Consider the following 13,094-nt stretch of genomic DNA (forward strand, 5'->3'; position numbering starts at 1 on the left):
ACCAGATGCACCGCAAACGCTAGGCCCGATGCTGAAAAACGCAAGGAGACCGTTCATGTCCAACCCCTCGCTCCTCATCCTGCCCGGAGACGGAATTGGCCCCGAAGTCATGGCCGAAGTGCGCAAGATCATCGGCTGGTTCGGCGCCAAGCGCGGCCTTGAATTCGACGTGAGCGAGGATCTGGTCGGCGGTGCCGCCTATGACGTGCACGGCAAGCCCCTGTCGGACGAGACGATGGCCAAGGCGCAAGAGGTCGACGCGGTTCTGCTGGGCGCCGTGGGCGGCCCGAAATACGACGATCTGGATTTCAGCGTGAAGCCCGAGCGCGGCCTGCTGCGCCTGCGCAAGGAGATGGACCTGTACTCGAACCTGCGCCCGGCCCAGTGCTTTGACGCGCTGGCCGATTTCTCGTCGCTGAAAAAGGACGTGGTTGCCGGTCTCGACATCATGATCGTGCGCGAACTGACCTCGGGCGTCTATTTCGGCGAGCCGCGCGGCATTTTCGAGGAAGGCAACGAGCGCGTGGGCATCAACACCCAGCGCTACACCGAGTCCGAGATCGAACGCGCCGCGCGTTCGGCCTTTGAACTGGCGATGCGCCGAAACAAGAAGCTGTGCTCGATGGAAAAGGCCAACGTGATGGAATCGGGGATCCTGTGGCGCGAAGTCGTGACCCGCGTTGGCAAGGACTATCCCGAGGTCGAGCTGAGCCACATGTATGCTGACAACGGCGCCATGCAGCTGGTGCGCGCGCCCAAACAGTTCGACGTGATCCTGACCGACAACCTGTTCGGCGATATCCTGTCGGACTGCGCGGCGATGCTGACCGGCTCGCTGGGCATGCTGCCGTCGGCCTCGCTGGGCGCGCCGATGGCCAACGGCCGGCCCAAGGCACTGTACGAGCCCGTCCACGGCTCGGCCCCCGACATCGCCGGCCAGGGCAAGGCCAACCCGATCGCCTGTATCCTCAGCTTTGCGATGGCGCTGCGCTACAGCTTTGACCAAGGCGCCGAGGCCGATCGCCTGGAAGCTGCGGTCGAAAAGGTTTTGGCCGATGGTGTTCGCACGGCTGATCTGCTGGCCGAAGAAGGCGTTCAGCCGGTCTCCACCAGCGAAATGGGCGACGCGATCGTCGCCGCGCTGGACGAAAGCCTGTAACGACCGATCCGGGCGGCGCCCAGCGCCGCCCGTCTGATCATCTGCGGTCTAGTTGCCGCCAAAGAGATCCTTCAACAGACTGTCGACGGCCTTGGCAAAGCCACCCTGCTGCCTGCGGCGTGGCTGGGATTGCTGAGTCGTCTGGACCGGAGCGGCCGGAGCCAGCATCGGCAGAGGGGTCGGAGTCATGCCTTCGGTGACCCGCACCATGGTTTCCTTCCAAATCTCGGCTGGCAGCCCACCGCCGGTCACGCCCGACAACGGCGTGTTGTCGTCATAGCCCATCCAGACACCGGCTACATAGTCCGCGGTAAAGCCGATGAACCAAGCATCCCGGGCGGCCTGAGTCGTGCCTGTTTTGCCTGCAACCTGCCATCCCGACAACTTGGCGCGTTGTCCGGTTCCCTCGGATACCACGCGCTCCATCATCCAGGTCAGTTGCTTGGCAGCTTCGTCTCGGATCACCCGCTCGCCGATTCCGGTTGTCGTCACCATCATCGGGGCATCATCGCCCAGCAGTTTCAACTCGGTCAGGCCGTAAGGTTCCACGGACGAGCCACCATTCAGGATACCGGCATAGGCGCCGGTCATTTCGATCAGTGTGCTTTCCGAGGCGCCCAGCGCCAGCGCAGGGCCCGCCGCCAGATCGCTTTCGATGCCGAACCCGCTGGCCACCGTGCGCACATTGTCCAGCCCAGCAACCTCGGCCACCTTGACGGCCGGGATGTTCAACGAGTTCTTCAGCGCATCCGCGAGGGTCACGCGACCGTAGAACTTGTTGGTGTAATTCTTTGGGCACCACTGGCCGGACCCCGGGATGTCGATGCAATATGGCTCGTCCACTACCGTGGCCAGCGGCGAATAGCCCAGTTCCAGCGCGGTGGCATAAACAAAGGGTTTGAACGAGGACCCGGTCTGGCGCAGCGCCTGCGTCGCGCGGTTGAACGCACCCGACACCTTGGTCTTGCGTCCACCCACCATGGCCCGGACCGCACCATCGGCCGACATCACCACGATCGCGGCCTGCGCTTTTGAGCCTTCGCTGACCTTTTCGTCGAACACCTGTTTCAGCGCCGCCTCGGCCGCCTGCTGGATCCGCTGGTCCAGCGTGGTCTTGATCACCACGTCCTCGGTGGTGTTGCGGGTGAAGAACTCGGGGCCGCTGGCCATGACCCAATCGGCAAAATACCCGCCAGCGCGCGCGGCGGCGGCCTCGGACAGCTCGGCCGGGTTATTGCGCGCCGCGTTTGCCTGTGACGTGGTCAGGTAACCCTGATCCTCCATCAGGCTGATGACCACCTTGGCCCGGTCCTGCGAGCGTTGCAGGTTGTTGGTGGGCGCATAGCGCGTGGGCGCCACCAGCAGCCCCGCCAGCATCGCCGCCTCGGCTGGGTCCACCTCGGCTGCGGACTTGCCAAAATAGCGCTGGCTGGCCGCCTCGAACCCGCGGGCCCCGGCCCCCAGAAACGCCCGGTTCAGATAGATGGTCAGGATCTCATCCTTGGAGTATTTGACCTCCATCGCCATCGCGTAGATCGCTTCCTTGGCCTTGCGCCACAGCGACCCCTGGCGGCAGTCGGCCTCGTACGCCGCTTCCGATTCCCACTCGGTCGGGTCGTACGGGACGCCCAGACACAGCAGCTTGGCCGTCTGCTGGGTGATGGTCGAACCGCCGTGCCCCGACAGTGGGCCACGCCCCTCGGACAGGTTGATCTTCACCGCACTGGCAATGCCGCGCGGGCTTACGCCGAAGTGACGGTAAAACCGCTTGTCCTCGGTCGCGACAACCGCATTCTTCAGATGCGGCGACACGGTGTCGGTGGTGATAACGCCGCCGAACTGATCGCCCCGCCAGGCAAAGACCTTGCCGTCCCGGTCCAGCAGCGTGACCGACCCGCGCGCGCGCCCGTCCAGCAGGGCATCGACCTCGGGCAGGGTTGAGTACACAACCCCAACGGCAAGCGCCAGCAGCAGTGCGGCTATCGCACCCACCCGCCAGGTCAGCCCCCAGATCAGGCGCCCTATCCAGCGGAACAGCCTGCGAAAGAAGCCGCCCTGCCCGCCTCCCGAACGTTTGCGCCGGGGCTTGCGACTGGTCTTTCGGGTCGTGGTCTTGCGCGCCGTCGCCTTCTTGCCCGCCGGTTTCGCCGTCCGCTTGGCGGACGAGGTCTTGCGGCCTCCGGACGGATACCGTTTGTCCGCCACCAGCGGTTTTCGACGCTTGGACTCAGTCATGCTCAAACTCTGCCCGTTTTTGCTTTTGTGGCACCATACCGCGCTGTCGCGCCCATGTAGAGGTGTGAAATAGCGCGAATTCCCCTCTCACACTTGCGTATTTTTTAATCACTTTGCCGTTTTTGTGCAAAAAATGTGCAACTTTTCCCCTCTTCCCCAGCGTCTTTTCGCCGAAATCGTTCCTTGAGCGGCCATGTCGGGCTCTTTTTCTGCAGGTGCAAAGCCGGACCCACCGGAACAGAAGAGGGGAAAGACGTGAAACTGATCATTGCGACAATCAAGCCGTTCAAGCTCGAGGAGGTGCGCGAGGCACTGACCGAGGCGGGCGTGCGCGGCATGATGGTGACCGAGATCAAGGGCTTCGGCTCGCAATCCGGTCACACCGAAATCTATCGGGGCGCCGAATACGCGGTGAACTTCGTGCCCAAGATCAAGTTGGAAATCGTGGTGCCCGCCGCGATGACCGACCAGATCGTCGAGACCATCACTAAAACCGCCAAGACCGGCAAGATCGGCGACGGCAAGATTTTCGTCCTCGATGTCGAGCAGGCCCTGCGCGTGCGGACCGGGGAACTCAACGAAGAGGCGCTGTAAGGCGCCGCGACCGACAATCATTCGAGGACTGAACATGAACCTGATGAAATCACTCATCCCTGCCGCCGCGATCGTCGCGCTGCCGCAGATGGGCCTGGCGCAGGAGGCCGCCGCAACCGGCGAAACCGCGCAGCATACGCAATATATCCTGACCTCGCTGCTGTTCCTGATGGGCGGCTTCCTGGTGTTCTGGATGGCCGCAGGCTTTGCCATGCTCGAGGCCGGTCTGGTGCGCTCCAAGAACGTGGCCATGCAGCTGGTCAAGAACATCGGCCTGTTTTCCTTTGCCGCGATCATGTACTGGCTGGTCGGCTTCAACCTGATGTATCCGGGCGACGGTTGGACCATCACCGGCATTCTGGGTGCCTTCTCGCCCACCTCGCTGGAACCGGTCGGCCTTGATGGCGTCGAAACCGATCTGTCCTATGCGTCGGTCGGTTCGGACTTCTTCTTCCAGCTGATGTTCTGCGCCACCACCGCCTCGATCGTGTCGGGCACCATGGCCGAGCGGGTCAAGCTGTGGCCCTTCTTCATCTTCGTGATCGTCCTGACCGGTGTCATCTACCCCATCGAAGCCTCGTGGCAGTGGGGTGGCGGCTGGCTGTCCGAAATGGGCTTCAGCGACTTCGCGGGCTCGACCCTGGTACATGCCGCAGGTGGCTTTGCCGCACTGGCCGGTGCCATCGTGCTGGGCCCCCGGATCGGCAAATACAGCAAGGACGGCAAGGTCGTTCCGATCCCCGGCTCGAACCTGGCGCTTGCCACCCTGGGTACGTTCATCCTGTGGCTGGGTTGGTTCGGCTTCAATGGCGGCTCGCAGCTGGCCATGGGCACGATCGGCGACATGGCTGACATCAGCCGCATCTTCGCCAACACCAACATGGCCGCAGCCGCCGGCGCCGTCGCTGCCCTGATCCTGACCCAGGTGATGTACGGCAAGGTCGACCTGACCATGGTGCTGAACGGTGCGCTGGCCGGGCTGGTCTCGATCACCGCCGAACCGCTGGCACCGTCGCTGTTCCAGGCGCTGATCATCGGCGGCATCGGTGGCGTGATCGTGGTCTACACCGTGCCGCTGCTGGACAAGATGAAGATCGACGACGTAGTCGGCGCCATCCCGGTTCACCTGATCGCGGGCTTCTGGGGCACCTTCATCGTGGCCTGGACCAACGGCGACGCGTCCTTCGTGACCCAGATCATCGGCTTCGCGGCCATCGGGATCTTCGTCTTCGTGGTCAGCTACATCCTGTTCTCGATCCTCAAGGCCACCGTCGGCCTGCGGGTTGGCGAGGAAGAAGAGATCAACGGCCTCGACATGGGCGAACTGGGCATGGAAGCCTATCCCGAGTTCTCGAAGGGCTGATCTCTCTTCAATCCAAACGAAAAAACCCGGGCATTCGTGCCCGGGTTTCTTTTTTTTTGAAATGCCTGAGCTCAGACGCCGACGTCGATGATGGCCTTGGCCAGGATCGGCACGGTGGCCTCGTTCAACCCGGCAATGTTCATGCGGCTGTCGCCGACCATGTAGATGCCGTGCTCGACCCGCAGCTTCTCGACCAGCTCGGGCGCGGCGCCCAGGCGCGAGAACATGCCGCGATGCTGGGCCAGGAAGCCGAACCGGTCCGATCCGCTCAGCCGCTGCAGTTCGTCCGCCAGTTGGCGGCGCAAGCCGAGCATCGACAGGCGCACCTCTTCCAATTCGGCCATCCAGTCGGCGCGCAGACCCTCATCCATCAGGATCGCGGTCACCACGCGCGCGCCGTGATCCGGCGGGAACGAGTAGTTCTGGCGGTTCAGAAACGCCAGCGTGCCCTGGTTCAACGCGGTCTGGCCCGCATCGGCACTGACGGCCATCAGCAGGCCGGCCCGCTCGCGGTAGACACCGAAATTCTTCGAACAGGACGCCGCGATCAGGCATTCCTTGACCGACGCAGCGACAAGCCGGGTCGCCTGGGCATCCTCGCTCAGACCGTCGCCGAAGCCCTGATAGGCGATGTCAATCATCGCCACTAGACCACGGTCGTTGATCAGGTTCACCACCTCTTGCCACTGGACCATGTTCAGGTTGGCGCCGGTCGGGTTGTGGCAGCAGCCGTGCAGCAACACGACGTCGCCCGCCTTGGCAGTCTTGAGGTCCTCGATCATGCCGTCGAAATCGACGCCACGGGTTTCCTCGTCGAAATAGCGGTAGGCGACGGTTTCGATGCCCAGATAGTTCAGGATCGAGATGTGGTTCGGCCAGGTCGGGTTCGACACGAACACCCGGGCCGAGGGGTTGGCCATGCGGATCAGCTCGAACGCTTGCCGGCAGGCACCGGTGCCGCCCGGGGTGGCCACGGCGGCGATGTTGGCGCGCGGCACGCTGGTGCCGAGGATCAGGCTGATCATCGCATCGGCATAGACCGGATCACCGGCCAGCCCGGTATAGGCCTTTGAGTCCTGCTCTTCCCAGATTCGCTGCTCGGCGGCCTTGACCGCCCGCATCACCGGGGTCACCCCATTGGCGTTTTTGTAGACGCCGACACCCAGATCAATCTTCTGTTCGCGCGGGTCCTCGCGATACATCTGCATCAGGGCCAGGATCTTGTCGGCTGGCTGCGGCTTGAGGTTTTCAAACATCAGGAGTCTCCGGTTGCGACGGGCAGGGTCGGGAAGGCGCCCCATTCGGCCCAGCTGCCGTCATAAAGCGAATGGTCTTTCTTGCCCATGCGCTCGAGCGCAAGGCTGAGGATCGCGGCGGTCACGCCTGACCCGCAGGTGGTGATGGCGGGTTTCGACAGATCGACGCCTGCGGCTTCGAACACCGCGCGGCAGTCCTCGGGCGATTTCATGGTGCCATCGGCACTCAGCAACTGTCCGAAGGGCACGTTGCGCGAACCGGGGATGTGCCCCGCCCGCAGCCCCTCGCGCGGTTCGGGCTGGGATCCGGCAAAACGGTCGGCGGCGCGGGCATCGATGATTTCGTGATCGGCCAGCTTGGCGGCGGCTGAGACCTGGGTCACGTCGCGGACCAGGTGGTTCTGCACGCGCACGGTCATGTGGCGATCGCGGATGACGGGGGGCAGATCCTCGATCTCGCGCCCCTCGGCAACCCATTTGGGCAGCCCGCCGTCCAGAACGGCGATGTTCTCCTGCCCCATCAGGCGGAACAGCCACCAGACCCGTGCGGCCGAAAACAGGCCCGCGCCGTCATAGACCACGACCTGATGGCCGTCGCCCACGCCCATAGCCCGCAGGCGCGACATGAATTTCTCGACCGGAGGCGCCATGTGCGGCAGGTCCGAACGGTGGTCCGAGATCTCGTCGATATCGAAGAACCGCGCGCCGGGAATATGTCCGGCCTCGTATTCGGCGCGGGCGTCGCGCCCCTGCTGGGGCAGGTACCACGAGGCGTCGAGGATCCGCAGATCCGGGTCCTTGAGGTGGGCGGCAAGCCACTCGGTGGAAACCAGGGTTTTTGGATCGTCCAGCATCAATGCCTCCCCTTTACGCGCAGGGATTTCCCTATACGCGCAAGGGTGCGGGTTCAAGGCTGGATCGGGTCCCTGCGGCCCTATCGCGCCCGTCGCAGGCGGAAATGCTGGATGATGCCGATTACGCTGATCGCGATCCAGAAACTTTCGATCAGCATCGAGGCCAGGTTGAAGTTCTGCAGCAGCGAATAGGCGATCAGCACCGAGCCGACGAGGTTGACCACCGGAAAGGCCAGATCGTCGGAATTCATCATCCGCATCTGTGTTGCGAAATAGGCCGCAACCACGATCAGCGCCCCGAAGGACCCGATGCCATCGGCCAGCGTCAGGCCGTTCAGGAATTCCGCCATCAGGTTGTCCCTTTCCGCCGTATCACCCGACCGCAGCGGTCGCAGGCCGGTGTCCGTAGTGATGCATGTTCAAGAAGGCCGCGCCCTCGGGACCGGCGCGATAGCCATGCGGCAAGTCGGCCGGAAAGCGCAACCCCTGGCCCGCGCTCAGCGGCACCCATTCGCCGTTCCGCAGCACCTCGAGCGCGCCGCTCAGGACGAAGACTTCCTCGGTCACGCCGGCGGCATGGGCGGGGGATTCGTGGCACTGATTGGGGTCCAGTTCGACGTGAAAGGTCTCGGCCCCCAGAACCGGGTCGAAGGGAAAGACGATCTTGACCTTCAGACTGCCGGGAAAGGTCACGGTGCGGAACCGGGCCGCATCTGCCGGATCACGCAGGGCGCCGGTTCCGATCAATGCGCTCAGCGGCATCTGGAACCCCTTGGCGATCTTCCACAGCGTCGCGATGGTGGGGCTTGATTCGCCGCGCTCGATCTGGCCCAGCATGGCCTTGCTGACTCCGGTCAAATCGGCCGCTTTGGCCAGGCTCAGCCCCGATGCCGCCCGGACGTCTCTGAGTTTCAGGGTGATGTCGTCCGATTCCATGGCCAAGTCCCGCGATTTACCTTGTGCGTTATAACGCACATGTGCTACGTGCGCTATAACGCACGCAACACTGGTTTTGCAACCGGGCAAAAGGGAAACAGCATCATGCCAATGTACCGATCCAGAACTTCGACCCATGGCCGCAACATGGCCGGTGCCCGCGGCCTGTGGCGCGCCACCGGGATGGGCGACGACGATTTCGGCAAGCCGATCATCGCCATCGTCAACTCGTTCACGCAATTCGTGCCGGGCCATGTCCACCTCAAGGATCTGGGTCAGATGGTCGCCCGCGAGGTTGAGGCCGCCGGCGGTGTAGCCAAAGAGTTCAACACCATCGCCGTCGATGACGGAATCGCCATGGGCCATGACGGGATGCTGTATTCGCTGCCCTCGCGCGAGATCATCGCCGACAGCGTCGAATACATGGTCAACGCACACTGCGCCGATGCGATGGTCTGCATCTCGAACTGCGACAAGATCACCCCGGGCATGCTGATGGCAGCGATGCGCCTGAACATCCCGGCCATCTTCGTCTCGGGCGGGCCGATGGAAGCCGGCAAGATCGACATCGCCGATCTGGATGTGAAGAAGATCGACCTGGTCGACGCCATGGTCGCCGCCGCCGATGACAAGTACACCGACGAGCAGGTCAAGCATATCGAAGAAAACGCCTGCCCCACCTGCGGATCGTGCTCGGGCATGTTCACCGCGAACTCGATGAACTGCCTGGCCGAGGCGCTGGGTCTGGCGCTGCCGGGCAATGGCTCGACCCTGGCCACCCATGCCGACCGCAAGGAGCTGTTCCTGGAGGCCGGCCGCCGCATCGTCGAAATCACCAAGCGTCACTATGAGCTGAACGAAAAAGGCTTCCTCCCGCGCGAAATCGCGACCTTCGAGGCCTTCGAGAACGCCATGAGCCTGGACATCGCCATGGGCGGCTCGACCAACACGGTGCTGCACCTGCTGGCCATCGCGCATGAGGGCGGGGTGGATTTCACCATGTCCGACATGGACCGGCTCAGCCGCAAGGTGCCCTGCCTGTGCAAGGTCGCGCCCAACACCGAAAACGTCCACATGGAGGACGTGCATCGCGCGGGTGGCATCTTCTCGATCCTGGGTGAGTTGAGCCGCGCCGGCCTGCTGCATGACGACTGCTGCACGGTGCATTCGGCCAGCATGGCCGAGGCCATCGCCAACTGGGACATCACGGTGACCAACAACCCCAAGGCGCAAGAGCTGTTCAAGGCCGCCCCCGGCGGCGTGCGGACGACCCAGGCGTTCAGCCAGTCGAACCGCTACAAGGAACTGGACACCGACCGGGCAAACGGCGTGATCCGGTCTCAGGACCATGCGTTCAGCCAGGATGGCGGTCTGGCCGTGCTGTTCGGCAACATCGCGCGCGACGGCTGCATCGTGAAGACCGCGGGTGTGGACGAGAACATCCTGAAATTCACCGGCACCGCCTATGTCTGCGAAAGCCAGGACCAGGCGGTGAACGACATCCTGACCGGCAAGGTCAAGGAAGGCGACGTGGTCGTGATCCGCTATGAAGGGCCCCGCGGCGGGCCTGGTATGCAGGAGATGCTGTACCCGACCTCGTACTTGAAGTCCAAAGGTCTGGGCAAAGCCTGTGCGCTGCTGACCGACGGTCGCTTCTCAGGCGGCACTTCGGGTCTGTCGATCGGGCACGTCTCGCCCGAGGCGGCCGAAGGCGGTGAGATCGGTCTGGTGCAGAACGGGGACACGATCGAAATCGACATCCCCAACCGCTCGATCCACCTGGCCGTGTCCGACGAAGAGCTGGCAGCCCGCAGAGAAGTCCAGGACGAAAAGGGCTGGGTTCCCGCTGCACCGCGCAAGCGCAAGGTGTCCACGGCACTGAAGGCCTATGCCAAGCTGGCCACCAGCGCTGCAAAAGGCGCGGTGCGTCAGGTCTGAACGCTGACGGCCCGCGTCATGCGGGCCGGTCCGTTGCCTGAAACCGAAGTGCTCCCGCGCCTGACAGGACCCATCGGCTGCGCCGCTGCCTCCTTCAGTCTTGGGCCGGGCGCCGCGCTGTGCGCGGCGCCCGGCCCAACCAGAGGAGATGTCTCGCCAGAGACATCGACGATGGACGGGAGCGCCCCTGCCTGTAGGATCAATCACCCAACTTGGCGTGAATCTCATCCAGGTCGATTTCACCTGTCGGCATCTTGTTGGCCGGGTTCTCGAAATCGTATTTGAACAATTCGAAATCCTGTTTGTAGATCTCGTAGACCAGATGCATCGACAGGTCGTCGAAATAGTCCTCGACCGGGTGCGCACGTTTGGGGCCGTGGCCCTCGGATTCGTTGAAGCGCGGAATTTCGGACAGGGTCACGGGATGCGGGGTTTCCAGCGCGTCCAGCACGCCTTGCATCCCGTCGTTGAATTTCTCGGTCCAGAAAACCCGGTCATAGCGTCCGCCATTCACGATGAAGGTCGACACATGCCCCGACATGGCCGACCAGTGAATGTCCGGGTCCATTGGCCGCCGCCAACGGATCGTGTCGCGGGCAAACAGAAGAAACCGGCGGAAACTGGCAATCTGGTCGAATTCGCCCTTGCCGTCCTCGCCCCCGACCTCGATCCCGTAATTGTAGATCAGCGTCGGCACCAGATTGCCCCGGTACCGTTTCCCGTTGCGCTGAATGCCGCAGATCTTGTCGAAGAACGAACTGAGGATCCGCGTGTAGGGGTTGCGCACGCAGGTGAAGGCGAACGACTTGTGCCCGCGCACATTGGCCGAGATTACATCCTGGCTGTAGTCAAACGCCCATTTATGCATCCCGTCCTTGGCGTCGTGGATATCGCCATCAAAGAACCGACCGTGATCCGAGTAGTACATGATCTGCCCGATGGTCGAGCAGGCGCATTTGGGCACGACGCGATAGACCATGCTTTCGCTTTCGGTCATCCATGTACCGGGAAATCCCATCTGCCATGCCTCCTTAGCCGGCCGAGTCTCAAGGTGATGCGCCAGCTTTTGACGCCAGAGAAGCAAAAATATTCTGTTTATTCAATCGCTCATCCTCAGTATCACGGTTGGAACCGGGCAGTAACGGACTTCATGCAACGCCAATGGCCAAGATCGCCTACATTCTGCTGTGTCACAAAGACCCTGACGCGATTATCGCACAGGCCGAACGGCTGACGGCCGCAGGGGACTGCATGGCCATCCATTTCGACGCCAGCGCATCCGCAGGAGACTTTGACCGAATCCAGACGGCCCTGAAAAGCAATCCCAATGTGACCTTCGCGGCCAGGCGGATCAAATGTGGCTGGGGGGAATGGTCGCTGGTGCAGGCAACACTGAACGCGGTGCAAGCTGCGGTCGAGGCCTTCCCGCGAGCGACCCATTTCTACATGCTGTCGGGCGACTGCATGGCGATAAAGACCGCGGAATATGCGCATCGGTTTCTGGATGAAACCGACAAGGATTTCATCGAAAGCCACGACTTTTTCGAAAGCGACTGGATCAAGACCGGCATGAAGGAAGACCGGCTGATCTATCGCCACTATTTCAACGAACGCACGCAGAGCAAACTGTTCTATGCCGCCTACGAGGCCCAGAAACGTCTCGGCCTGACCCGCGAGATCCCGGAGGATCTCCAGATCATGATCGGCAGCCAGTGGTGGTGCCTTCGCCGCCGGACAATCGAGATGATCCTGGATTTCCTGCGCCAGCGCCGGGACGTGGTCCGTTTTTTCTCGACCACCTGGATTCCGGACGAGACGTTCTTTCAGACCCTCGTGCGCCACCTGATCCCGAAAATCGAAATCGAAAACCGTACGCTGACTTTCCTGATGTTCTCGGACTACGGGATGCCGGTGACGTTTTACAACGATCACTACGACCTGCTGCTGACCCAAGATTACCTGTTCGCCCGCAAGATCAGCCCCGAGGCGCAGTTGCTGAAGCAGAAATTGGGTGCGCTCTATGCCAGCGAAGGGGTCGCGTTCCAGATCTCGAACGAGGGTCGGAATCTGCACGGATTTCTGACCGGCCGTGGCCGCGTGGGACGCCGGTATACACCCCGCTTCTGGGAAACCGCCAACACGCTGGGCGCCGATCGCGATCTGTACATGGTCGTCTGCAAGAAGTGGCATGTGGCCAAGCGGCTGATCGACCAGATCGCCTCTGAGACCAACCTGCCCTGCATCGAGTACCTGTTCAACGAGGAAACCGCCCCGCTGCCCGATCTTGGGGGCTTGGAGACCACGCTGGTCAAACGATCCCGGCATCGCAGGGCGGTCACCCGGATGCTGTACGATCACTTCGGCGCCGACCGGCTGCTGATCTGCCTCGATCCCGCCAGTCTGGATATCGTACAGGATTTTTGTTCGGACAAGGCGCGCACGCATGTTCTTGAAATCGAGTGCACCTATTCGGACGCGTATCTTGTCGGCCACGCCCACAGAGTCGGGCTGGCCGGAGAAAACAGCCCAGCCGCAACCGTCGAACGCCTGTTACCGACGATCCGCAGCGATCTGGCCTATGAATCCGAACAGCTGCGCGGTGCCGGGATCGAGAGGTTCTTCCGATTGCGCGAAACCGCTGACCCGGCTGAGAACGTGGCCGCGATCGCCGAATTCCTTGGGGTTTCGGAGGAGACCGCCCAGTCGATCATGCGGCTTGATTACCTGTTCACGGACTGAACGCATGTGTTGGCCCGGCC

At 62.6% G+C, this 13,094-nt stretch carries 11 protein-coding genes; 5 read left to right on the forward strand and 6 right to left on the reverse strand.

Translation table 11 applies throughout. From position 1 onward, the window contains the following. The first annotated feature begins 55 nt into the window (after nucleotides 1-55). Nucleotides 56-1,159 carry a 3-isopropylmalate dehydrogenase gene (gene leuB / locus ACR0MM_RS16220; protein ID WP_170342523.1) on the forward strand — a complete coding sequence of 368 codons (1,104 nt, stop codon included), beginning with the start codon at nucleotides 56-58 and terminating at the stop codon, nucleotides 1,157-1,159. Between the two features lie 48 nt (nucleotides 1,160-1,207). On the opposite strand, the gene ACR0MM_RS16225 is transcribed toward leuB, so the two are convergent. Continuing rightward, complete coding sequence (locus tag ACR0MM_RS16225; protein ID WP_480697333.1) at nucleotides 1,208-3,394, reverse strand: transglycosylase domain-containing protein; 2,187 nt, start codon at nucleotides 3,392-3,394, stop codon at nucleotides 1,208-1,210. A 255-nt stretch (nucleotides 3,395-3,649) separates the two neighbouring features. Between ACR0MM_RS16225 and ACR0MM_RS16230 the strand changes: the two genes are divergently transcribed. Together ACR0MM_RS16230 and ACR0MM_RS16235 are read left to right on the forward strand one after the other, a co-directional pair. Continuing rightward, nucleotides 3,650-3,988: a P-II family nitrogen regulator gene (locus ACR0MM_RS16230; protein WP_093963790.1), complete on the forward strand. Its 339-nt coding sequence runs from the start codon at nucleotides 3,650-3,652 to the stop codon at nucleotides 3,986-3,988. 34 nt (nucleotides 3,989-4,022) lie between these two features. Next, nucleotides 4,023-5,351: an ammonium transporter gene (locus ACR0MM_RS16235; protein WP_093963690.1), complete on the forward strand. Its 1,329-nt coding sequence runs from the start codon at nucleotides 4,023-4,025 to the stop codon at nucleotides 5,349-5,351. Between the two features lie 71 nt (nucleotides 5,352-5,422). On the opposite strand, the gene ACR0MM_RS16240 is transcribed toward ACR0MM_RS16235, so the two are convergent. The 4 genes from ACR0MM_RS16240 to ACR0MM_RS16255 all read right to left on the reverse strand — a co-directional run bounded on the left by ACR0MM_RS16240 (nucleotide 5,423) and on the right by ACR0MM_RS16255 (nucleotide 8,397). Beyond that, a complete protein-coding gene (locus ACR0MM_RS16240) occupies nucleotides 5,423-6,607 on the reverse strand; it encodes an amino acid aminotransferase (protein WP_480697335.1) in 1,185 nt (394 codons plus the stop codon). Then, complete coding sequence (gene sseA / locus ACR0MM_RS16245) at nucleotides 6,607-7,461, reverse strand: 3-mercaptopyruvate sulfurtransferase (protein ID WP_170372517.1); 855 nt, start codon at nucleotides 7,459-7,461, stop codon at nucleotides 6,607-6,609. The genes ACR0MM_RS16240 and sseA overlap by 1 nt, the downstream gene beginning before the upstream one ends. Before the next feature lie 80 nt (nucleotides 7,462-7,541). Further along, nucleotides 7,542-7,811, reverse strand: coding sequence for a CBU_0592 family membrane protein (locus ACR0MM_RS16250; RefSeq protein ID WP_170343184.1), 270 nt, complete (start codon nucleotides 7,809-7,811; stop codon nucleotides 7,542-7,544). Between the two features lie 22 nt (nucleotides 7,812-7,833). Beyond that, entirely contained in the window at nucleotides 7,834-8,397 is a 564-nt protein-coding gene (locus ACR0MM_RS16255; protein WP_170343185.1) for a helix-turn-helix domain-containing protein, read from the reverse strand. Nucleotides 8,398-8,502: 105 nt separating this feature from the next. Here ACR0MM_RS16255 and ilvD point away from each other — a divergent pair, with 105 nt between their 5' ends. Beyond that, the gene (ilvD, locus tag ACR0MM_RS16260) at nucleotides 8,503-10,335 is read left to right on the forward strand and encodes a dihydroxy-acid dehydratase (RefSeq protein WP_170343186.1); all 1,833 of its coding nucleotides are present in this window, start codon (nucleotides 8,503-8,505) and stop codon (nucleotides 10,333-10,335) included. Nucleotides 10,336-10,534: 199 nt separating this feature from the next. Here the strand turns inward: ilvD and ACR0MM_RS16265 are convergent, their stop codons facing one another. After that, nucleotides 10,535-11,353 (reverse strand): sulfotransferase family protein, encoded by an 819-nt coding sequence (locus ACR0MM_RS16265; protein WP_480697337.1) that lies wholly within the window; start codon nucleotides 11,351-11,353, stop codon nucleotides 10,535-10,537. 143 nt (nucleotides 11,354-11,496) lie between these two features. Here ACR0MM_RS16265 and ACR0MM_RS16270 point away from each other — a divergent pair, with 143 nt between their 5' ends. Then, the gene (locus tag ACR0MM_RS16270) at nucleotides 11,497-13,074 is read left to right on the forward strand and encodes a DUF5928 domain-containing protein (protein WP_480697339.1); all 1,578 of its coding nucleotides are present in this window, start codon (nucleotides 11,497-11,499) and stop codon (nucleotides 13,072-13,074) included. The last annotated feature ends 20 nt before the right edge of the window (nucleotides 13,075-13,094 follow it).

This window comes from Ruegeria sp. BC6 (assembly GCF_056539185.1).